The organism is Streptomyces subrutilus (assembly GCF_008704535.1).
GTDB lineage: Bacteria > Actinomycetota > Actinomycetes > Streptomycetales > Streptomycetaceae > Streptomyces > Streptomyces subrutilus.
In genome coordinates, this window is record NZ_CP023701.1 from 7,347,277 (window position 1) to 7,367,699 (window position 20,423).

Annotated in this window: 14 protein-coding genes; 8 read left to right on the plus strand and 6 right to left on the minus strand. The window is 75.6% G+C overall.

Annotated features, from left to right (window positions below; all coding sequences use genetic code 11):
• Positions 1–56: 56 nt before the first annotated feature.
• The 3 genes from CP968_RS32735 (at position 57) to CP968_RS35455 (ending at position 12,224) form a co-directional block, all read left to right on the plus strand.
• Entirely contained in the window at positions 57–1,724 is a 1,668-nt protein-coding gene (locus CP968_RS32735) for an RICIN domain-containing protein (RefSeq protein WP_167536901.1), read from the plus strand.
• A 322-nt stretch (positions 1,725–2,046) separates the two neighbouring features.
• Positions 2,047–4,947, plus strand: a complete 2,901-nt coding sequence (locus CP968_RS34295) for a WXG100-like domain-containing protein (protein WP_167536902.1) — start codon at positions 2,047–2,049, stop codon at positions 4,945–4,947.
• Positions 4,947–12,224 (plus strand): hypothetical protein, encoded by a 7,278-nt coding sequence (locus CP968_RS35455; RefSeq protein WP_150521418.1) that lies wholly within the window; start codon positions 4,947–4,949, stop codon positions 12,222–12,224. Before CP968_RS34295 ends, CP968_RS35455 begins: the two co-directional genes overlap by 1 nt.
• 60 nt (positions 12,225–12,284) lie before the next feature.
• Here CP968_RS35455 and CP968_RS32745 read toward each other — a convergent pair whose 3' ends face one another.
• The 3 genes from CP968_RS32745 to CP968_RS32755 form a co-directional block, all read right to left on the minus strand.
• Complete coding sequence (locus CP968_RS32745; RefSeq protein WP_150521419.1) at positions 12,285–13,232, minus strand: M48 family metalloprotease; 948 nt, start codon at positions 13,230–13,232, stop codon at positions 12,285–12,287.
• Positions 13,229–13,609 carry a BlaI/MecI/CopY family transcriptional regulator gene (locus tag CP968_RS32750; protein ID WP_150521420.1) on the minus strand — a complete coding sequence of 127 codons (381 nt, stop codon included), beginning with the start codon at positions 13,607–13,609 and terminating at the stop codon, positions 13,229–13,231. Before CP968_RS32750 ends, CP968_RS32745 begins: the two co-directional genes overlap by 4 nt.
• Before the next feature lie 401 nt (positions 13,610–14,010).
• Positions 14,011–14,172, minus strand: a complete 162-nt coding sequence (locus tag CP968_RS32755) for a hypothetical protein (protein ID WP_037792689.1) — start codon at positions 14,170–14,172, stop codon at positions 14,011–14,013.
• Between the two features lie 209 nt (positions 14,173–14,381).
• On the opposite strand from CP968_RS32755, the gene CP968_RS32760 reads away from it, so the two are divergent.
• A complete protein-coding gene (locus CP968_RS32760) occupies positions 14,382–14,555 on the plus strand; it encodes a CsbD family protein (protein ID WP_150521421.1) in 174 nt (57 codons plus the stop codon).
• A gap of 197 nt (positions 14,556–14,752) precedes the next feature.
• Positions 14,753–14,884 (plus strand): hypothetical protein, encoded by a 132-nt coding sequence (locus CP968_RS35460; protein WP_268253276.1) that lies wholly within the window; start codon positions 14,753–14,755, stop codon positions 14,882–14,884.
• Positions 14,885–14,912: 28 nt separating this feature from the next.
• On the opposite strand, the gene CP968_RS32765 is transcribed toward CP968_RS35460, so the two are convergent.
• The gene (locus CP968_RS32765; protein WP_150521422.1) at positions 14,913–15,497 is read right to left on the minus strand and encodes a hypothetical protein; all 585 of its coding nucleotides are present in this window, start codon (positions 15,495–15,497) and stop codon (positions 14,913–14,915) included.
• Between the two features lie 234 nt (positions 15,498–15,731).
• On the opposite strand from CP968_RS32765, the gene CP968_RS32770 reads away from it, so the two are divergent.
• Both CP968_RS32770 and CP968_RS32775 read left to right on the plus strand, forming a co-directional pair.
• The gene (locus tag CP968_RS32770) at positions 15,732–16,337 is read left to right on the plus strand and encodes an ATP-binding protein (RefSeq protein ID WP_229886460.1); all 606 of its coding nucleotides are present in this window, start codon (positions 15,732–15,734) and stop codon (positions 16,335–16,337) included.
• Positions 16,338–16,419: 82 nt separating this feature from the next.
• Positions 16,420–16,647 carry a DUF5133 domain-containing protein gene (locus tag CP968_RS32775; RefSeq protein WP_150522278.1) on the plus strand — a complete coding sequence of 76 codons (228 nt, stop codon included), beginning with the start codon at positions 16,420–16,422 and terminating at the stop codon, positions 16,645–16,647.
• Between the two features lie 51 nt (positions 16,648–16,698).
• On the opposite strand, the gene CP968_RS32780 is transcribed toward CP968_RS32775, so the two are convergent.
• On the minus strand, positions 16,699–17,469 hold the full coding sequence (locus tag CP968_RS32780; RefSeq protein WP_150521423.1) for a response regulator: 771 nt from the start codon (positions 17,467–17,469) through the stop codon (positions 16,699–16,701).
• A 122-nt stretch (positions 17,470–17,591) separates the two neighbouring features.
• Between CP968_RS32780 and CP968_RS32785 the strand changes: the two genes are divergently transcribed.
• Positions 17,592–19,187, plus strand: a complete 1,596-nt coding sequence (locus CP968_RS32785; protein WP_150521424.1) for a sensor histidine kinase — start codon at positions 17,592–17,594, stop codon at positions 19,185–19,187.
• A gap of 100 nt (positions 19,188–19,287) precedes the next feature.
• Here CP968_RS32785 and CP968_RS32790 read toward each other — a convergent pair whose 3' ends face one another.
• Positions 19,288–20,307: an alcohol dehydrogenase gene (locus tag CP968_RS32790; RefSeq protein ID WP_150521425.1), complete on the minus strand. Its 1,020-nt coding sequence runs from the start codon at positions 20,305–20,307 to the stop codon at positions 19,288–19,290.
• Positions 20,308–20,423 lie beyond the last annotated feature (116 nt).

The window sequence follows — 20,423 nt, forward strand, 5'->3', positions numbered from 1 at the left end:
CCACCATGGCGCACCACCGGAAAACCGACCGCTCGAACGAGGCACGAGGAGTGTCCATGCCCCAACAAGAAGGCGGCTCGCGGATGTCGAGCCCAGCCGTACGACTCGCGGCGGTCCTGCCCGCTGTGCCGGGCGACCCCGGATCCGCACTCGGCCCCCGCGGATCCGGTACGACGCAGGAGCGGGCGACCGCACCCGGTCCCGCGGTCCAGGAGAGCGGGGCGGGCCCCGCCGGGTCCGCGGAGATCCGTACGGTCTCCACCGCGACCACCGCGACCACCGGAACCACCGCGGAACGGACCGCGGCCCCGGCCGCGTCGCGCAGCGCGTCCCGGCCGGCCGCCCGCGCCGGCGGCGCGGTGGCACGGGCCGCCGCCACCTGGCGCGGGAGCGGCAACCCGGCGGGGCGGGGGGCGGCCGCCGCGGCGCCGTTCGAACCGCACGTCGCGGCCACGGCCACGAGGGGCGACGAACCGCCCAGCGGACGGCCCAACAAGCCGCTGCTGGCCGCGGCGGCGATAGCGGGGACCGTGCTCATCGGCACGCCGTTCCTCTTCCTCGGCCTCGGCAACGACGACCACCGCAACGAGGCGCGCGTCCAGGAAGTGCCCGTCGGCGGCACGGTCCTGGAGAACCTCGCGCCCAACGGGGGCCAGGCGCCCGGAAACGACTACGCGACGGCCGCGCCGTCCCGGAAGCCCGTGACGCCGCCCCGGACGGCGCCCCAGCCCGGGACGGCCGAACGCCCCGGCTCCGCCCCGAGCCTGAGCCCCGAAGCGGAGAAGCGCAACGACGGGCGCACCGGCACCGGCGGAGACGCCGCGGCGGACGGGACGGCGCCGAGCACGCAGACGCCGCCGGAGTCCGTGGCGGACACGAAGGACCTGGAGCAGGACAAGGCCGCTGGACGGCAGGGCGGGCCCGAGGCCGCGAAGGAGCCGTCCACGGTGGTGGACGACACCGCCGGGGTGGGCGGCGTGAAGCCGGTGACCGCGCTGGGGCCGGAGAAGACCCCCGAGTCGCAGCAGCCCGCGGCGGTTCCGCCCGCGAAGACGGTGCCGGAAACGCTGAAGCCCGCTCCGAGGGAGGAGGCTCCGAAGGAAGCGGCTCCGAAGGAAGCGGCTCCGAAGAAGGAGGCGCCGAAGGAGGAGGCACCCAAGAAGGAGGCGCCGAAGGAGGCCGCTCCGAAGAAGCCGGCGCCGGCGAAGCCCGCCGCCCGTGCGGGCGGCGCCCTGCCGCAGAGCGCGAACTTCACCACCGTGCGCGGCGTACCGCTCAAGAACGCCATGACGGGCATGTGCGCCGACGTCCCGAACTACGGCAAGGGCACGGTCGACGGCCCGGTCAACCAGTTCACCTGCAACACGACGGCCGCGGACAACCAGCTTTGGGACCTCGTCGTGGCCCAGCCCGGCGCCGGCCCCGGCGGCGCGGACCTCTTCACCATCCGCAACAGCAAGGACGGCCTCTGCCTGGACCTGCCCAACTTCGCGGGCCAGCCGGCCGGCACCGGCGTGAGCGAGTTCCACTGCCGCACCACCAGCGCCGACAACCAGCTCTGGTACCTGGACAAGCGGTCGGACGGCAAGTTCTGGATCCGCAGCCAGTCCAGCGCCGGACGGTGCCTGGATGTGTCCGGTTTCTACGGCAGCGGCGGCAAGGACGCCCGACTGACGATCTTCGACTGCAACAAGCGCGACGACCACCTGTGGTCCTTCTCCTGACCCGACTCCCGTCCCGCGGGGACGGCTGACGCGCACCACCCCACACCGTGCCCCGGGCGCCCTCCGCCCGGGGCACGGCCGTCTCCGCACCCGGGTCCGAGGCGCCGGGAAGCGCGCCGGGGTGCGTCGACTTAAGCCCGGGGAAAGGCGCCCGGAACACTTGCCCCGTCCCTGCACGCGGAACATGCGAAAAGCCGTGCCTCCGGACATTCCTCGCTGGGTTCCGGACCGTCCCGAGCCCTAGCATCAGGCGACCCGCCGGACCGGCCCCCGTCGCGGCCCGGCACACCCGCCGAACGGAAGCTGCCGGGCGGAGCGCTGGATGCAGGAGATCGACTTCCCCGAGGACGTCCGGCGGATGCTCTGGGTGCTGATCGGCGAGATGCCGGTCCAGGCCCGGGAGAACCTCGCCTACGACAGCCGCGAGCTGTACCGGCGGTTCGGCCGGGGCATCCGGGAACTGCGCGACGAGATCCGGCTCTCCATCTCCGAGGCGTCCACCGCGCTGCCCCGCGAGGTCGCCGACCAGTACGTCCGCGGTCTGTCGCTGCTCACCGACGACGGGGGAGTGAACCACCTCGACGCGATGGCCGATCAGCTCGACGACATCGCCCTCGGCCAGGTCGACCACTCCCTGAACATCCAGCAGGCCAAGTGGGAGATCATCGCGGAGATCGTCGCGCTGCTCCTGGAACTGGCGCTGCTGGCGGCCCTCGCCGCGATCACGGGTGGCACGTCCCTGTCGCAGATGGCGCTGGCCCGCGCCCGCAGCAGGCTCGCCGTACTCCTCGTCGTGGACCGGCTGCTGCGCACGACCCACCTCGCGCCCAGCCTCACCGGGGCCCTTGAGGAGGCCCTGCAGACCCTCGCCGTGCGGCTCGCGCAGATCGCCCTGAACCCGAACGGCCGCCGACCGGACGGGATCGACTGGAAGGACGTCGGCAAGTCTGCCGCCTTCGGCGCGGTCGTCGGCCTGCTCGGCGGCGCGCTCGGCGGGGCCGCCGACCACTTCCGCAACTGGTTCAAGCACGCCTTCGGCGACTTCGACCGCTTCGCCAAGAACCATCCGCGGTTCACGACCCTGCTCGACGGGGTGAACGACGTGGCGGGGGCGTTCGTGAACGGCGCGCTCAGCGAAGCCGCGGGCGAGACCCTGGTCCAAGGCGCCTTCGAGGGGACCTGGGACTTCTCGTGGGACACCTTCCTCGGATCCGGCACCAGCTCGATGTTCGAGACGGTCGCCGGGGGCGGGGTCGGTGCCGGCGCCCTCTGGCTCCACCGCACCTACCTGTCGGACCCCGGCGCCGCCGACCCCTCGTCCGTCAACCGGCTCCCGCACCGGGGGAGTCCGGAGGGAAACGGCGGCCCGCACGGCCCCGGCCCCACCACCCGACCCGTGCCCACACCCTTTCCGGTCCCGGCGGACCTGCCGGTTCCCGTACCGCGGTCGGCGGCGGAGCCCGCCCCCGCGCTCACCGGGCCGCTCGCGCCCACCCCGCCCGGATGGTCACGCACCCCTCCCGCCCCGGCCCCGCCCGCTGCGCCGGTCCGCGTCCTCACCGCGAACGTCCCCGCGGTCGCGTACGACGGCCCCCACGCCGAACCCCCCGCCGTCGCCCCCGCCCCCCGCCCGGCCACGAACCGTACGGCCGCCCACCCGACCCTCACCACGCCCCCGGCCCCCCTCGCACCCCGCACCACGCTTCCCACCCCCCTCCTCGCCGGTCCCCCCGACAGCCCGGCGGACCGGTGGACGGCCCCGGCCCGGGGCGGTCCGAGCACGGGTCCGAGCACGGGTCCGAGCACGGGTACGGGTACGGGTACGGGTACGGGTTCGAGCTATGGCAGGGAGAGGGAAGCGAACGCCACGGAACCGGAATCCATCGCCCCGGACGGTACGGAGGCCGCCCCCGCCCCCGACCCCGCCGCACCGCGTCCCGCCGCGTCCGGTGCCGGCACCGGCCGGGGGCCGGCCACCGGCGCTCCCGCACCGCCCGGCCGCGCCCTGCCGGAGCGGGACCCCGCCGAGACCGCCGGCACCACCGGCACCCCCTCCGAGGGGGACGATGCCCCGGACCGGACGCCCGGGCCGCAGGCGGCGGACGGTGCGCGGATCGCGGGGGCCGGCGTGCACCCCGTACCGGCCGCAGCGCCCCTGACCGGCACCCCGGCCTGGGAGGCCGCGCGGGCCGCCGTACCCCCCGTCACCCGCGCACACACCTGGGTCGACCCGGTGTCCACCCCCGACGACCCCGCGCGGCCGGGGGAGAGCACGCGGTACGCGGTGCGGTCCAAGTTCGACGTCCGGCGGGTCGTCCACGACGGAGACCGGGTGACGGACCTCACCGTCAGGATCGCGACCGGGCCGGAGGGCCTGCCGGCGCACGTCTGGGACAAGGTGCGCGGCGGGGTCGAGACGTACTTCAACGCACCGGGGCACCGGCTGCCGGACGGCGACCGGCTGCACGTCACCGTCGAGCGGACGGCCGACGACCCGCACCCCAACGGGCTCACCGTCACCCTGACCGGCCGCGACCGGCCGATGACCCGTACGGACTGGTGGGCTGAGGCCGACCCGGTCGACTACGCCCACGAGATCGCCCACCAGCTCGGCCTGCGCGACGAGTCCCGGGGCGGCGACGCCGCCACCCGCCGCCCCGACATCCCCGGCAGCCTGCTCGGCGACTACACCCGGCCCGCCCCGGCCGTCCTCGCGCAGGGCGGACTGCGCGGCCGCCACCTGAGCCTCCTCGCCGCCCACATCGGCGACCTCGCCGACCCCGCACCCGCCCCGCCCGCCCGCACGATCCCCGGCCCCCGGGGCGCGGAGCCGCGCGCACCCCGGCCCGCGGAGCCGGTGGCGACCACGAGCGGACCGGCGCCCGTCGTGGCGCAGCCACCGGCCACGACCTCGGCCACCCCCGCCCCGACAGCCTCCCTCCCGGGCCCCGTACCGCCACCGGCCGCGGCCCCCGCCCCCGTTCCGCCCGCCGAGCCGCCCACGCCCCCACCGCCCCGGCTCCCGCCACCCCCACCCCGACCGCCTCCGCGTCGACCACCGGCACCGGCAACAGCCTGGACGGAACCCGGCCGCCCCGGACGGACCGGGGCGCGGCGGCCCCCGCCGACCGGGGCCGGCGAACCTGGTTCGCCGACGGCAGCGGCATCCCCGCCTACATCGACGACCTGGCCTCGCTGCTCGCGGACGCCCCCGCCGACCTGATGGAGGAACTCCTCTCCCAGCCCGCCACGTTCGGCCAGAGCAGCGTGATCCTGCGCGGCACCGGACTGATCACGGCCGAAGCCGAGGCCCTGCTGCTGCGCGACCCGTCCCTGCGCCCCAGGACGCCCGCGCCCGGCTCGCCGGCCGGCGCCGGCCCGGTGGCGGATCTGCGCGCGGCCCTGCGGCAGCGGCCCCGCGCCCTGATCGGCGGGCTGGACTTCCCGTACACCAACGCGGCCGGAGAGGCCCGGGTGCTGCACGTCACCGCCCGCCACTACGGGAACTGGGAGCGGTTCGCCGACACCTACGGCAGCCCCACCAAGATCGACACCATGGACCGCGCCACCGTCCAGGCCGGGCGCAACAGCAGTGTGCAGTCCACGACCCAGATCGGCCTGGGCGGACCGTTCCTGGGGCCGTCCTCCGCGGCCGCCTTCGGCGGCTTCGGCCGGCTCGCGCTGCGCGGCGGCTTCGGCACCAAGGTGGGCTACGGCCTGGCCGACCAGGCCGGGGCGCAAGCGGAGACGCGCACCCTCGACGGCTCGCACGTCTACCTCGACGACCTCCACCTCACCCTCCGCGTCACCGACGCCGACGGCCGCCCCATCACCGAGGACCCGCCGCCCGGGACGGCCGGCCCGGCCCGCGCGGCGCAGAGCGCGTTCGCCGTCCGCGACGGACTCGCCCTGCGCCTACCGGACAGCGCCGTGCGGCCGTCCCAGCCCGGCCGGACACCCCGGACCATCGCCATGGACCACGAAACCCAGTACCGGCTGGTGCGCACCGAGGGGTTCGGCCCGGTCAGCGGCATCCGGGACTGGGCCGCCGCCCGGATCGGCGCCGCGCCCGGCAGCTCCGCCCACCGGGAACTGGACGCCTTCTTCTCCGGCGACTCCTTCCAGCGGCACGCCCGCATGCTGGCCGCCGGCCGGCTGACCACCGCACCCCTCTTCGCCGACGACCGACGGCGCACCCCGCTCGGCGTGTTCGTCGTCGAGCGCGTGGTCCCCGTCCGCGCCACCCTCGTCACGGAGACCTCGGACGCCGAACTGCGCGACATCGCCACCTCCACCGTCCGCAACGACCGGTCCCTGACCAGGACCGCCAACATGGGCATCGACGGCGTCCTCGGACCCGCCTTCAACTTCCTCGACCTCGGCGGCTCGACGCTCAACCTGCGCCTCCAGTTCGGCCCCGCCTTCCGCCACCTGTACTCCGTCTCGCGCACCACCGCCCTCGGCGGCTCCGGCGGCCTCAAGACCTCCGGCCAGGTCAAGGGCGCCGCGACCGGGCTCTACCTGGTCCGCAAGACGGTGTACGTGCGGCACGCGGGCAGCGGCGAACCGGCCCGGCGCTTCCAGACGTGGAGCCTGGACCGGATGACCCGTACGGAGGCCCGCCGGCTCGCCGGCTGGGACGACGGCACCACGCTGCCGCTCCGCCACGGCCTGCCCGAGCCGCACGCGCCCGCCTACCTCACCCCCGACCACCCGCCGACCCTCGGCATGCACCGCGTCGAGGAGTTCGCCCACGCCGACGGCCGCCGCACCCGGGAGGCCGACGGCCGTCCCCGCACCCTGCCGGACGAGTTCGCCGACACCGTCCTCGCCTCCCTGGCCCGCACCCACCCCGGGATGGTCGCCCCGCTCGACGCACTCGCCCCGCCGGTCCGGCGCGGCCTCCTCGCCCGCGTCAGGGCCGCGACCGGGTCGGCCACCGCACTCGGCCCGGCCCGGCCCACCCCCCACCACGGCGGCGACGACGCCTACCAGACGGCCCTGTCCAACACGCTGACGGTCCTCTCCGCACTCTCCCACCTGAGCCTGGCCGCCGGGCTGGAGGCCCTGGTCACCACCGGCATCCGCATCCGCCTCACCGAACCGGGCACCTTCGGCCAGGGCCACCGCTTCGTATGGGTCCACGGCGAACTGACCAACCGGCGCTACGAGGGCCGCCAGGACGACCTGAGACTGCGCCACAGCGCCCCCGGGGCCCAGCGGCTGGACGGGCAGGAGAGCCGCAAGCGCACGACGGGCGGCGGAGCCGACGTCCACCTCGCCTTCCGCGACCCGGACCCGGGGGCCGGCGAGGCCGTCGGAGCCCCCGACAACGCCGGGGTGCTGTCCCTCGGCTGGCGCTCGACGGTCCAGCACGACTCCGAGTCCGGCCACGGCTCCACCGCCGCCAACGAGCCGATGTCCGTGAGCACCAAACCCTCCCACCTCTACCGCTACGACCTGGCGCTCAGCGTGAGCCACGGCGGCTACTGGCGCTTCCGCGGAGTGCTGCGCGGCATCGCCACCCTCGGGCTGCTCGGCACCCAGCCGTTCGTCTTCCGCAGCCCGCGGACCCCGCTGATCGGCGCCGGACCGCACGGCCCCGCCCCGCACGGCGCCCCGGTCACCGGGCAGGTGCTGATCAGCGTCCCCGACCGGCACGCCCCCGCCGTCGACCCGCACCGCCCCGGCGCCCCCAACCCGTACCGGTCACCCGGCGGGGCGCCCGCCGTCACCGCCATGACGCCGAGCCGGGCGCACGCCCTCGCCACCGGGAAGCCGGCGGCGACGGACGGCGCCGACGACCCGGACCGCGCGGACCGGCGCGGCGACCGCCTCTTCCGCGCCCTCCAGCAGCACGCCTTCCTCACCGTCTCCGTCCTCGTCCCGCCCGCACTGACCGACGCCGTGGCGCACGTCGCGCACACCGCCTCCGGCGGATCCTGGCAGTTCGACTACGAAGGGGCCCCGGCCCACGAGGCCGTCCTGCGCGCCTTCCAACCGCAGTACGCCACCGCCAACTTCGACCAGAGCTCCGGCCCGCTCGGCTTCGCCCTGGCCGGACTCATGGGCAAACCGCCGTACGGCACCCTGTGGGGCACCTTCCGGCACCACACGGCGGTCCGCGGCGTCCACGCGCTGACCGGACCGTTCGAGATGGACACCGAGATGGTCCTCGCCAGCGCGACCCAGGCGTCCGGCAAGACCGGACGCAGCATCACGCACTCCTTCGGCGGCCAGCTCACCTACGCCAAACCCCACGCCCACGCCCGCGGCCCCCTCGGCGCCTACGGCTTCGCCGCGAACCCCTGGTCCCTGAGCGCCCAGCACACCCGCACCCTCACCCGCGGCATCGTCGCCGACCTCAACCTCAAGAGCTTCGGCCACCAGGTCCTGGTCACCGGCACCGTCGAACACCGCACCGCGATGGTCTCCAGCATGCTCGGCACCACCGCCGCCCGGCTCCCGTTCGTCCCCTCCTCCCTCGCGGGCGCCGCCGGCGCCGTCGTCACGGTCCCCGGCGGCTGGCTCGCCCACGTACCCGAGAAGAGCGCCCACCTGCTAGGGCTCCTCGACGACGGCATGGGCGACGTCCCCCGCTACACCGCCAAGAGCTGGTCCCCGCAGCCCTGGACGCACGGCAACTCCTTCGGCGCCTACCCCGTCAACTCCCTCGACCCGACCGACGTGCTCAGCGCGTTCCAGGCCGAGGTGCGCGGCCTGGGGCTCGACGACGACGCCCGGGAGGACATCCGCCGGCACGTCACCTCCCGCGTCCTGCGCGCCCTGCACCGCGAGCTGACCGGCACCGGCACCAGTGCCCCGTCCCGGACCGGCGGCTGGGGCTGGGGCGGCGCACGGATCGGCAGCCGCCGGGCCCGCGTCCGGGTGGAGCTCCTCCCCGGCACCCCCGTCCTGGAGCTGCTCGACCACGGCACCGAGATGGAGGAGAACCGGCGGGCGGTCGAAACCAGCCAGGAAGGAGCCGAGTCCACCTCCGGCCGCGACATCGGCGTGCTCGTGGGGGAGAGCGTGTACACCGGCGACCCCACCGCCGTCGCCTCCGGCCCCTCCTACACCGAGACCGGCACCTCGCGGCGATCGGTCTCCACCGCCGTCACCGCGTCCACCAGCACCACCTACCGCGCGGCGGCCACCGAACCGCACGCCGAGACCACCACCCCCTACCGGCTGCGCCTCACCCTGGAGTTCGACGACGCCCCCGAGACGTCCGCCCCACCCGGCGCGGACAGTGGCCCCGGCCCCGCACGCACCGCGCTGCACCGGTTCACCGGCACCCGGCGGATCACCACCACCGGCGACATCGGCGACCTGCGCGAACACGTCCCGCTCAGCCTCATGGCCCCGGACCCCGACCCCGCCGACCCCGCGCCCGACCCCCGGCTCGCCCCACCCGACCTCACCGTCACGGCCCCGCCCCGCTCCGGCCCGCGCCCCGAACTCCTCGGCCCCGACACCCGCCTCGCGGACGGCACCACCGGTCCGTTCGCCTTCCCCGAGAACGGCTTCCACGTCCGCCGCATCGTGGGTCTCCAGCACGTCCGGGAGGCCGGCCGGCGGGCCATCGCCGAGTCGTACGGGATCGACCTCGCCGACCTGGACGACACCGGCGTCACCCCCGCACGCCGTGCCGAACTGCTGCGCCGCACGGCCGGAACCGCCCTCACCCGGCCCGGCGGCGGCGCCGCGCAGACCCTGGAGGACGGGACCACCGACACCGCGCTGTCCACCTTCTACGAACAGGCACTCACCCCCACCGGCTACGAGGTGCCCGGCCTCACCCACCGCAACCCGGCCGGCACCGACTCCGCCCGCCTTTCCCTCCACGCCAAACCCGACTTCTCCCGGGCCGTCCTGCTGACCGTCGCCGACGGCAAGAAGCTCGAAGTGCTGCGCGAGAGCGCCGAGGGCGCCGCCACCTCCGCGGCGCACGAGAACGCCCAGGACTCCGCGTTCGGCGGCGGCGTCGCCATCCGCAGCGAGGAGACCGGGCTCAACCCGCTCGGCGCCTCCGCCACCGGCCCCCACGCCGCGGACGGCGACGGCGCCCCGGTCGGCGCAGAACGCCTCTCGTCGCTGAACGTCAAACCCAAGACCGGCCGGGCCTTCCTGTTCGCCGTCCCCACCGACTGGCTGAGCGTCGCCGAGGTGCACCGCGGCATCAAGGACAGCGGCCTCGGGCGCTTCCTCGCCGGCGCCTTCGGACACGCGCCGCGCGGCCCCAGGAGCGTCTCCTCGCGCACCTACGCCCTGGCCTGGATCCGCGACGACGTCGCCCGGGAACTCGGCCTCGTCGACGACACCACCTTCCCCGCCCGGGTCTCCGCCGCCTGGGATGCCGTCGGCGGGGCGGCCAAGGCCTGGACCGGCGCCGACCAGGCCTACTGGAAGAAGCGCCGCGCCTCGGCCGGACTGCGCGAGGCGCGGGAGGCCGCACGCGCCGCCCTCGGCCCCGCCCGCACCGCCGCCGAAGCCGCCGCCCGCCGCCTCGCCCCCCACCTGGACGCCGCCGAAGCCGCCGACACCGCCCTGACCGCCGCCGAAGCCGCCGCCGCGCGGGACCGGGCCGCCGCCGACGCCCTGGACACCGCCGCCGACGCCCTCGACGCGGCGGCCGCCGCGCTGCGCCGGACCGAAGCCGACGCCGCCGCGGTCGGCCGCAGGACCCGCGCCGCCGAGGCCACCGCACGGGAGGCGCTGGACGCCCTGAACGGCTGGGCCGCCCTGCCCGGCGACGGACCCGACCCCGCCACCGTGCACCGGGCCGAGGACGCCCTCGCCACCGCCCGCCGCACCGGCACCGCGCTGCGCGACACCGCGGCCCGGCAGACGGCCGCCGCCCGCGTCCTCCACGACACCGCCACCACCCGACTCGCCGCGGCCGAACGGGCCGCGGCCGGTGCGCCCGCGTCCGGGACGGCCCCCGGGCCCGCCCCGGGCTCCGCCGCAGACGACGGGACCGGGCCCGAGCGGGCCCGGTCGACCGCCGGCCTGCTGCGCACCGGCGCCGACCGGCGGCTGACCGTAGCCCGGGACCGGCAGAACGCCGCCGCCCGCCGGCTCACCGGGCCGGTACGCGCCGACACCGCCGCCCGCGCCGCCCTCGCCCGGGCCGCCGCCCGGTCCGACGCCGCCGACCGGGCCTTCGACACCCGCAGGGCCGAACTCGACGCCCTCGCCCGGACGGCGGAGACCGCCGCCGCCGAATTCCACCGGGTGCGCGCCGCCACCGACCGGCTCACCCGCTGGCACCAGCTCGCCGCCACCGCCGAAGGCCGCCGGCACCTCGCCGGCCTCGCGGAACCGGCGCCCGTGACCCACACGGCCCCGCCCGCGCCCCCGCCGCCGGCCCCCGCCGTACGGCCCCCGGCCCCCCGCTTCACCCCGTCCCCCGACGGCGGGCGGCTGACCTCGCCCGACCACGTCGCGTACACCGTGCACGAAGTACCCCGCGACGGCGACGCCTTCTTCCACGCGCTCGCCGAGGGCCTGGCCAGGACCGCTCCCGCCCTCCTGACCCGGCACGGCATCGACCCGGCCGACCCGCGCGCCCCCCGCGCCCTGCGCCGGACCCTCGCGGCCCGCCTGAGCGACCCCGCGGACGCGGACCTGCTCGCCGCCGTCGCCCCGGACGACACCGACGTGTTCACCGCGGCCGAGATCGACGCCACCGGCCCGGTGGCGGACCTCGCCGCCGGCACCCCCGGCCGCCGCGAGTTCGACCAGCTCGGCGTCGTCCCGTACGCCGCCGCCCTGGACGACGCCGCCCGGGCCGCCCTCGCGACCGCCCAACTGGCCAGGACCGGCGACGCCGACGACGACGCAGGCTGGGACCACGCCGCCGCCGACCTCCTCCCCGTCCTCGCCGCCCGCACCTTCGGCACCGACGTCACCGTGGTGCGCGGCGACGGCAGCTTCCAGACCTTCACCCCGGGCCCCCGGCCGGGATCCGCGCACCTCCACGGCCTCGTCCCCCCGCCCCCGCCCCGCCCCCACGTCGTCCTCGTCCTGACCGACCGCCACTACCGCCTCGCCGTACCGGACCCCGCCCACCCGCCGCCGCCCCCGCTCCCCTGCTCCCCACCCGGGCGGCCCCTCGACGAGGCCCTGCTGGCGGCGCTCGGGGAGGGGGACGCCCGGCGGCTGCTGGACCGCCACCGGCCCGTACCCGTGGCGGAACTGGCCGGTGCGGGCGTCACGCTGACCGCCGGTCAGGCGGCGCACGCGGTGCTGCTCGGCGGCACGCTGACCGTGGCGGAGCTGGGCCTGACCCCGCTGCAGCACCTGCGCTGGCTGCTGGCGCGCGCCGCCGGCGCACCGGCCGACACGGGCGCCGCCGCGCTGCTGCTCGGCATCGCCATCGAGGTCACCGGCCCGGACGGCCGAACCCACCGCCACGGGCCCGGCTCCGGCCCCGCGGTGCGGCTGCTCTTCGACGGCGCGGGGTACGCCGTTGCCCGAGCCGCGGGCCCCGGCTGAAACGGGCCGGTTCCGCGGCTCGGGCGTCAGGGCGCGCGGCCCTGGTGGGGGCGCGGCCGGTCAGTGGCCCCGTACGGCCGAGGCGGCGAGTTCCGCGTATTCGTGCAGGCCGTAGGCCAGGCCCGGGGCCAGCAGGGCCGATACCGCCACCGCCGCGACCAGGCCGGCCGCCGCTGCCCGGGCCCCACGGGTCCGGGGGCCGACCGGCGCCGGGCGCAGCAGGGCCTCGACGCGCCGGGGGACCGGGCCGGCGCCCACCGAGAGCAGAGGGCCGCGACCGCGGCCCGGGCGCTCGGTCGTGGCGGCGGCCAGTGCGGCGCGGGCGATGGCGCCCGCCGCGAGGCGGCGGTCGCCCACCGAGGACGCGGCCCGCTCGTCCGCCCACCGTTCCAGGTGGAAGTCGAGGACCGGCCGCAGCGAGCGCAGCGCCGGATGGACCGCGGCGGCGAGGTGGGCGGTGGCGGCCAGCAGGTGGTGCCGGTCGGCGAGATGGGCCCGTTCGTGCCCGAACAGCACGTCGCGCTCCGCCGGACCGAGCGCCCCGAGCATGCCCGTGCTCACCACGACCCGTCCGCGCCGGCCCCGCCACCCCGGCAGCGCGAACGCCTCCGGTCGGGCCCCCGCCACCACCAGGAGGTCGCCGTCGGACACGGCGTCGCCGGTGGCCGCCCAGGCCCGCGCGAGCAGCGCGCGGCGCTCGCGGCGGCGGGCGGTCAGCAGCACCGCCTGCCAGACCAGCACCGCGCCGGCGAGGGCGGCGGCCGGTACGGCGGCCGGCCACGCGGCAGCCTCCCGGGACAGCGGAACCCGTTCCAGCGACGCGAGGAACGGTACGTGGACCAGGCCCACCAGCGCCGCCACCGTGCCCCCGGCCGCCAAGGCCCCGGCCCCCGTCAGAACCAGGCACGCCTCCCGCGGCGGCAGCAGCGCGGCCAGTCGGCGCCCCGCGGCCGCCGTACCCCACGGGAGCAGCAGCGCCAGCGCCACCACGGTCAGGAGCAGCGTCACGCGCCGTCCCCGGACTCGCGCAGCAGCCGCCGCAGCGCCTCCTCGTCGTCCTCGGACAGCGAGGACACGAACCGCTTCAGCACCAGGTCGCGGTGCGGCTCCCGTTCCAGCTCCCGCCGCATCCGCCCGGCCGCCAGACCCGCGGCGTCGTCCGCGGCCGCGTAGGCGAAGCCGCGGCCCGCCCGGGTCCGTACCAGCGTCCCCTTCTCGTGCAGGCGGGTCAGGATCGTCGTCACCGTCGTCCGCGCCAGCTCCCGCCCGAGCTCCGCGTTGATCTGCTGCGGTGTCAGCGGCTCCTCGGCCGCCCACAGCACCGCCAGCACCTCGGCGACCAGCTCGCCCTGCGGGCGCCGCGCTTCCCGGCCGTCCTCCACCATTTCCCCTACCGCCCTGCTGCCGCCCCGTGCCGCTGCGCCGGAGTCCGAACATCGATGCCCACCCGACTGTACGGGGCGGGTACCGACGGAAGGCCGGCCGCCCGGCCGGGCCCGCAGGACCACCGCCGTGGCCCCCGGGGCCGTGCGTCCGGCAGGGCCGGCCGGAGCGGTCCGCGTGGGCGTCCTCGCGCGACTCCGTCGACGTCCCGCCATCGAACGCCGCATTCTCCCGAAGCCGTTCGGACATCCCCGTGCCGTGCCGTGTCGTGGTCCGTGCCGTGCGCATGCGCCGGAAGCCCTTTCGAGCCCTCCGGCGCGGCGCGGATGTGCGGGCAGCACAGAGCGTGGGCCCCTCCCGGAGGGGAGGGGCCCACGCCTTTCGGATCCGGTAGGACCGCCGTCTACCAGCGGTACCAGCGGCCGCTGCCGCCCTTGGGACGGGCGACGAAACCGATCAGCCACAGCACCAGCACGGCGATGGCGACCCACCAGAGGATCTTCACCGCGAAACCGGCACCGAAGAGGATCAGGGCGAGCAGAAGAACGAGAAGCAGGGGAACCATGATTATCAACCTCCGAGCAACCTGGTGCCCGGCGCTCCCTCGACCATGCACCCGGAATTTAATCGGTTCTTATCGGTCCAGGTGGGAAGTGGAATGCGCCAGGGCGTCAGAGCCGTGGACCGGAGGATTTCCCCGCACCCCGTTTGAGACGTCCGTGACGGGCCAGACGAAGTGATGCAAGGCGATTTCCGATGCGAGGAGTGATGGTTGTGTCTGCTGACGAGAAGACCCAGGCCAAGACCGATCAGGCCAAGGGCAAGGTCAAGGAGGCCGCCGGTCGCGCCGTGGGCAACGAGCGCCTCACCGCCGAGGGCCGCGCCGACCAGGCGAAGGGCGATGCCCGCGAGGCCAAGGAGAAGGTGAAGGACACCTTCAAGCACTGACGTGCACGGAGGAGCGCCGGCCGGTGGGCCGGGCGCCGACGAGAACGCACCGCACGAGCGGTACACGCGTGGGGCCCCGGCCGAGAGCCGGGGCCCCACGCGTCATCACGGCCCCGCACCGGCGGCCGCGCGTCCCGCGCGCGGCCCCGCCCGGGCCGTCCACCTGAAGCACCTCGCCGACCGGAGAGCGAAGCGACGTGGACCAGATGATGCTGCTGTTCGCCGCCCGCCGCCCCGACGGACCCTCGTGGTCGCCGTACCTGGCCGTGGGCCTCTTCCTGCTCGTGACGACCTTCGTCGGGATCATGTACGGCAGGAAGCGCCGCTGACGGCCCGCCCGCGGGGTCCGGTGCGGACTCAGGGCCTGACGACCGCCGACCAGCCCACCGTGCAGCTCAGGGTCACGGTGCAGGAGGTCTCGTAGATGTCGCCCGCGGTCGTCAGGACCTTCACGTACACGCGGCCCGCGTCCAGCTTCACGGCGACCCCGCAGGCGTTGCGCGGGTATCCCGGCGTCCCCGCCCTGGTGAGGTCCCGCCAGGTGTAGGCGCTGGTCGCGGAGGCGCGGTAGCCCGCGAAGACCTTGCCGCGGGTGAGCGCCGCGCTGTACTCGCTGCCGATCACGGCGCCCGGGACGGTGTCGATGTTCACGCACGGACCGGCCGGTCCGCGGTCGCCCTTGGGGCCCTTCGAGCCCTGCGGTCCGCGCGTCCCCGTACAGCCGTCGTTCGCGCGGACCGGCTTCGCGGCGGGGCGCTTGCCGGGCTTGGCCTTGCCCGTCCGGTACTCAGGAAGCGTCTTGGCGCACTCCGCCCCCGCCACCGCCGCACCCCCGGGGGCGGCCATGGCCGGGGCGGACACCGAGGTGAGCCCGAGCGCCATCGGCAGGGCCAGGCCGCCGGTCAGCCACGCACGACGAGCCGTCTTCGATACAGCGATCATTCCTACTCCCTGTCTCGTACCTTCGAACAGAGGGGAGCATGACCTGAAAAAAGGATATGAGGACGGTATGGCGGCCAAAGTCGTGCGAACATCAGCGTTTTGGCGCAACGACGCGCCGTGCACCCGGGGCGCCGCCGCCCCGGGACGGCCTCGGAACGGAGGCCCGGATCGGACGGGAAGGCGCGCTGTGGGAGGATCAGCGGGCTTGGCGGGCCGCGAACGAGTGAGGGAGTTATGACACACGCGTCAGGGGACGACGCCCCGGGGACCGGTACGGGCATGCCGCTCGGCGCCCCGCCGCGCCCCGAAGCCGCGCCGCTCACCGAGCCCGCGGGGTACGCGGCGCCCGCGGGGTACGCGGCGCCCGCGCCGACCGGGCCCGCTCCGCTCACCGTGCCCGTCGGGTACGCACCGACCGCGCCCTCGCCGCTCACGGCGCCCGCTCCGCCCACCGCTGCCGTCCCGCCCTCCGAGACCCCGCCGCCCGCGACGGTCGCCGCCGCCCGCGCGGTGGTGGCGGCGCTCCTGGAGACGTACGGCCTGCCCGGGGAGGGCCGCACCGTCACGGACGCCCTGCTGGTCACCTCGGAGCTCGTCACCAACGCGATACGCCACGGCGGCGGGCTGGCGGCCTTCCGCGCCGAGGTGCACGACGGGGCCCTGCGCGTCGTGGTGGCCGACCGGACGCCGGAGCTCCCCGCGTCCCGGAGCGGCGACCCCGCCCTCGGCCACCAGATCGGCGGCTACGGATGGCCCCTGATCCGCAGCATCGCGGACGAGGTCACCATCACCCCGCACGCCGCGGGCAAACACATCACCGCGACGCTCCGCCTCCCCTGAGCCGGGGATTGGATCACGTTCCGCCGGGTAGGCGACGGCGAAACCGATGATCACAGAAGATCCACTGGTGAAGGGAACACCCATGCTGATGGCCCACCCGGCGGTACTGCCCGGCCTCGTCGACCGCTACTGGGCCCTGGCCGTGCTCGACGCCGCGGAGGGCGGCTCACCCGTGGGCAAGGAGATCGAGGACGTCGCGCGGGCCCTGTGCGTGGCCACCGGCACCACGGACGTGCACGCCGCCCTGATCGCGGCCCGACACCACCTGCCCGGCGCCGGCGCCCTCGACGACTCCGTCCTCGCCTCCTGAGCGCCCCGGCCGACCCCGGACGGGAGCACCTCCCGCCCGGGGTCGCGCCGGTCAGGTGCGGGGCGGGCGGGTGGCGGTGTCGAGGTAGAAGGCGTCGATGCTCTGCACGGCCCTCTCGAACTCGTCGAGGTTGACCGGCTTGGTCACGTACGCGTTGGCGTGGCTGTTGTACGCACCGGTGACGTCCTCGGGCGCGGAGGACGTGGTGAGGACGACGACGGGGATGGTCTGCAGGTTCTCGTCCGTCTTGAGGATCTGGAGCAGGTCGCGGCCGTTCATCCGGGGCATGTTGAGGTCGAGGACGATGAGGTCCGGACGGACGCTGCCGGGCGCGCGCAGGTGTTCCAGCGCGGCGACCCCGTCGGTGACCTGGACCAGGTTGCGCGTCCCGCGCTCGGAGAGGGCCTCCTCGATGAGCATGGCGTCGGCCATGTCGTCCTCGACGAGCAGCACGTCGTAGGCGCGGGCGGGAACGGTCATCATCGGATGCTCCGTGGGCTTGTCGTGTGAGTGGTTGAAGAGTCCGGGCCAGCGCCGTCGGGCGCCCTGCCGCGTGATGCCGCAGGCGTCGCCGAGCTGCGGGTAGCCCGCGCCGGCCCGCGCGGCGTCCGCGGCGGCGTCCTGCTGCAGTCGCTCCGCGGCCAGCCGTACGTGGTCCAGGACCCGCAGCAGGGCCAGCGCCTGCGCGGCGCCGTCCGCGTGTGGCGGCGGGCCGTCCGGGATCAGGCGGGTGAGGCGCTGCGCGAGGTCGGCGACCGCCCCGTCCACGGCGGCGGCCGTCTCCCGGGGCGTCGCCCCCGGTACGAAGTTGTTGCCCGGCATGTCCGGCACTCTAGCCTCCGGCGGCGGGACCTCGACAACAGTGGTTGTCCCGAACCGCTCTACAGTATGCAGGCCGCACCCGCATCCGGGTGAGCGGCCGCGACAGCAGAGGGGCGTACGAAATGACCGGCGAAGAGGGGCTGCCGCCCGCACGGGGTCTGTCCACCTGGACGACCCGGCGGTGGCTCCGCGCGGGCGTGGCCGCGTCCCTGGCGGTCCTGGCCCTGCTCGGCGTGACGGGGGCGTGGGTCCTGGGACGGACGGCGTCGATCAGCCAGGAGCTGGTGGACGTGAAGTCGCCCGCGCTGAACAGCTCGATCCGCCTGGAGTCGGCCCTGCTCAACCAGGAGACCGGAATCCGCGGCTACGGGCTCACCGGCACCGCGGCGTTCCTCGCCCCCTACCACCAGGGCCTGACCGAACAGAAGGCGTCCACCGCCCGGCTCGCGGAACTGCTGCGCGGCGACGCGACCGAGAGGAAGGGCCTGAAGGCCGTCGAGGACGCGGTGGAGCGGTGGCACGAGCGCTTCGCCCGGCCGATCGCCGCTTCGCCGGCCGGAGCGCCGACCCCGCTGGCCACCGAACGCGCCGTGGAGGGCAAGGCCGCCTTCGACGCCGTGCGGGCGGCCATGGCCGCCCAGCAGGAGGAACTCCAGACGGCCCGGGAAGAGGCGCGGGACGACCTGCTGGGCACCATGACCCTGCGCAACTGGGTCTTCTCCGCGATCGCCCTGGTCATCGTCGCGCTCGCCACCCTGGTCTTCGAGGGACTGCGCCGCGGCATCACCACCCCGCTGGACCGGCTCGGGGAGGACGCCCGTGCGGTCACCGGCGGAGACTTCGAACACCCCATCGCCCAGACCGGCCCCGCGGACCTGCGCCGGCTGAGCGCCGAGATCGACTCCATGCGCCGCCGCCTCGTCCGGGAACTGGCCTTCACCGAGGAGGCGCGGCTGCGCCTCGACGCGCAGGCCGCGGACCTCAAGCGGTCCAACGCCGAACTGGAGCAGTTCGCGTACGTGGCCTCCCACGACCTCCAGGAGCCGCTGCGGAAGGTGTCCAGCTTCACCCAGCTGCTGCAGCGCCGCTACGGCGGACAGCTCGACGCGAAGGCCGACCAGTACATCGACTTCGCGGTGGACGGCGCGAACCGCATGCAGATCCTCATCAACGACCTCCTCGACTTCTCCCGGGTGGGCCGCGTCCACCACACCCACCAGAGCGTCGACCTCGGGGCGGTCCTGAAGCGGACCCTGTCGGCGCTGAGCGTCGGCATCGAGGAGTCCGGGGCGGTCGTCACCCACGACGACCTGCCGAGCCTGGTCGCGGACCCCACGCAGATGGGGATGCTCTGGCAGAACCTGATCGGCAACGCCGTGAAGTTCCGCAGGGCCGGTGAAACGCCGAGGATCCACGTGTCGGCCGAGCAGGAGGGGGAGCTGTGGCGGTTCGCCGTCACCGACAACGGCATCGGCATCGCCCCCGAGTACGCGGAGAAGGTCTTCGTGATCTTCCAGCGCCTGCACACCAAGGACGCCTACGACGGCAGCGGAATCGGCCTGGCCATGTGCAAGAAGATCGTCGAGTTCCACGGCGGCACCATCGGGATCGACCCGGCCCACACCCGCGGCGCCCGCATCACCTTCACCCTCGCCACCACCCTGCCCGAGCACGCGGGGCACGCGGACGAGGGCGACGACGCGCGGCGGGCCGGGTGAACGGGGCGGACGGCGGGACGGCGCGGGCACCACGGCCGGGCCGGACGCGGCGCGGGGCCGTGTCCGGCGCCGGACGGTGAGCGGCGGCCCGGGACCGGGGTCAGTTGCCGGTGGTCAGGACCATGCGGAAGCGGGCCGCACCGCTGAGCATGCGCTCGTAGGCGTCGTTGACCTCGTCGAGGGGCACGGTCTCGATCATGGGGCGGATCCCCTTGAGCGCGCTGAAGGCCAGGGTGTCCTGCACGTCCTGCGCCGTGCCCGAGGGATGGCCGACGATCGAACGGCTGCCCATGATCAGCTGGATGGGGCTGATCTTGAGGGGCTGCGGGACGGCGCCGAGGACGATGAGCTGTCCCCGGTGGGTGAGGCCGTCGATGGTGGCGGTCATGGCGTCGGAGTTCGCGGCGGTGGCGAGGACCACCTTCGCCCCGCCGAGCCGCTTCAGCGCGTCGGCCACCTTGCCCGCGGTGCTGTCGACGTAGTGGTGCGCGCCCAGTTCCCGCGCCAGCGGCTCCTTGTCCGTGCCGCGGGCGATGGCGATGGTCTCGAAGCCGAGCTGCTGCGCGTACTGGACGCCCAGGTGGCCGAGGCCGCCGAGGCCCAGGACGGCCACCCGGTCACCGGGGCGGGCGGCGCTGTGGCGCAGGGCGTTGAACGTGGTCACGCCGGCGCAGCCCAGCGGCGCGGCCTCGGCGGCGCTCAGCTCGTCCGGAATGCGGGCGAGCGCGCTGACCGGGGCGACCATCGAGTCCGCGAAGCCGCCCTGATAGGCCCAGCCGGGCACCCGGAGGCGGGTGCAGTCGATGAAGTCGCCCTCGCGGCACGGCACGCAGTGGCCGCAGTTGCCGCCGAACCATCCGACCTCGACGCGGTCGCCGACCTTCCAGTCCGACACCCCTTCGCCGAGGGCGTCGATGCGGCCGGCCACCTCGTGCCCGGTGACCAGCGGGAACCGCACACCGGGGAAGGCCGCCTGGACGAAACCGGCATCGCTGTGGCAGATGCCCGCGGCCTCTACGGTGATCCGGACGTGGCCGGGGCCGGGCTCCTGCAGCTCACGCCGGACGATCTCGAACTTCTGGCCCGGGGAGCCGACCTGGGCGACACGCATCGACGTCATGGGGTTCCCTTTCACGGGGGAGTGCGGGGCGGACAGATGCAGGTACGACCTCAATCTATTGAAATGAGCTGATATCTTCCGCTACATCTGGTGACCGGTCGGGAAAAATCGAAACT

Coding starts and splice junctions, on each gene's coding strand:
- CP968_RS32735 (WP_167536901.1), top strand. CDS start 57: ATGCCCCAACAAGAAGGCGGCTCGCGGATGTCGAGCCCAGCCGTACGA.
- CP968_RS34295 (WP_167536902.1), top strand. CDS start 2,047: ATGCAGGAGATCGACTTCCCCGAGGACGTCCGGCGGATGCTCTGGGTG.
- CP968_RS35455 (WP_150521418.1), top strand. CDS start 4,947: ATGGAGGAACTCCTCTCCCAGCCCGCCACGTTCGGCCAGAGCAGCGTG.
- CP968_RS32750 (WP_150521420.1), bottom strand. CDS start 13,609: ATGGTGGAGGACGGCCGGGAAGCGCGGCGCCCGCAGGGCGAGCTGGTC.
- CP968_RS32755 (WP_037792689.1), bottom strand. CDS start 14,172: ATGGTTCCCCTGCTTCTCGTTCTTCTGCTCGCCCTGATCCTCTTCGGT.
- CP968_RS32765 (WP_150521422.1), bottom strand. CDS start 15,497: ATGATCGCTGTATCGAAGACGGCTCGTCGTGCGTGGCTGACCGGCGGC.
- CP968_RS32770 (WP_229886460.1), top strand. CDS start 15,732: ATGACACACGCGTCAGGGGACGACGCCCCGGGGACCGGTACGGGCATG.
- CP968_RS32775 (WP_150522278.1), top strand. CDS start 16,420: ATGCTGATGGCCCACCCGGCGGTACTGCCCGGCCTCGTCGACCGCTAC.
- CP968_RS32780 (WP_150521423.1), bottom strand. CDS start 17,469: ATGCCGGGCAACAACTTCGTACCGGGGGCGACGCCCCGGGAGACGGCC.
- CP968_RS32785 (WP_150521424.1), top strand. CDS start 17,592: ATGACCGGCGAAGAGGGGCTGCCGCCCGCACGGGGTCTGTCCACCTGG.
- CP968_RS32790 (WP_150521425.1), bottom strand. CDS start 20,307: ATGACGTCGATGCGTGTCGCCCAGGTCGGCTCCCCGGGCCAGAAGTTC.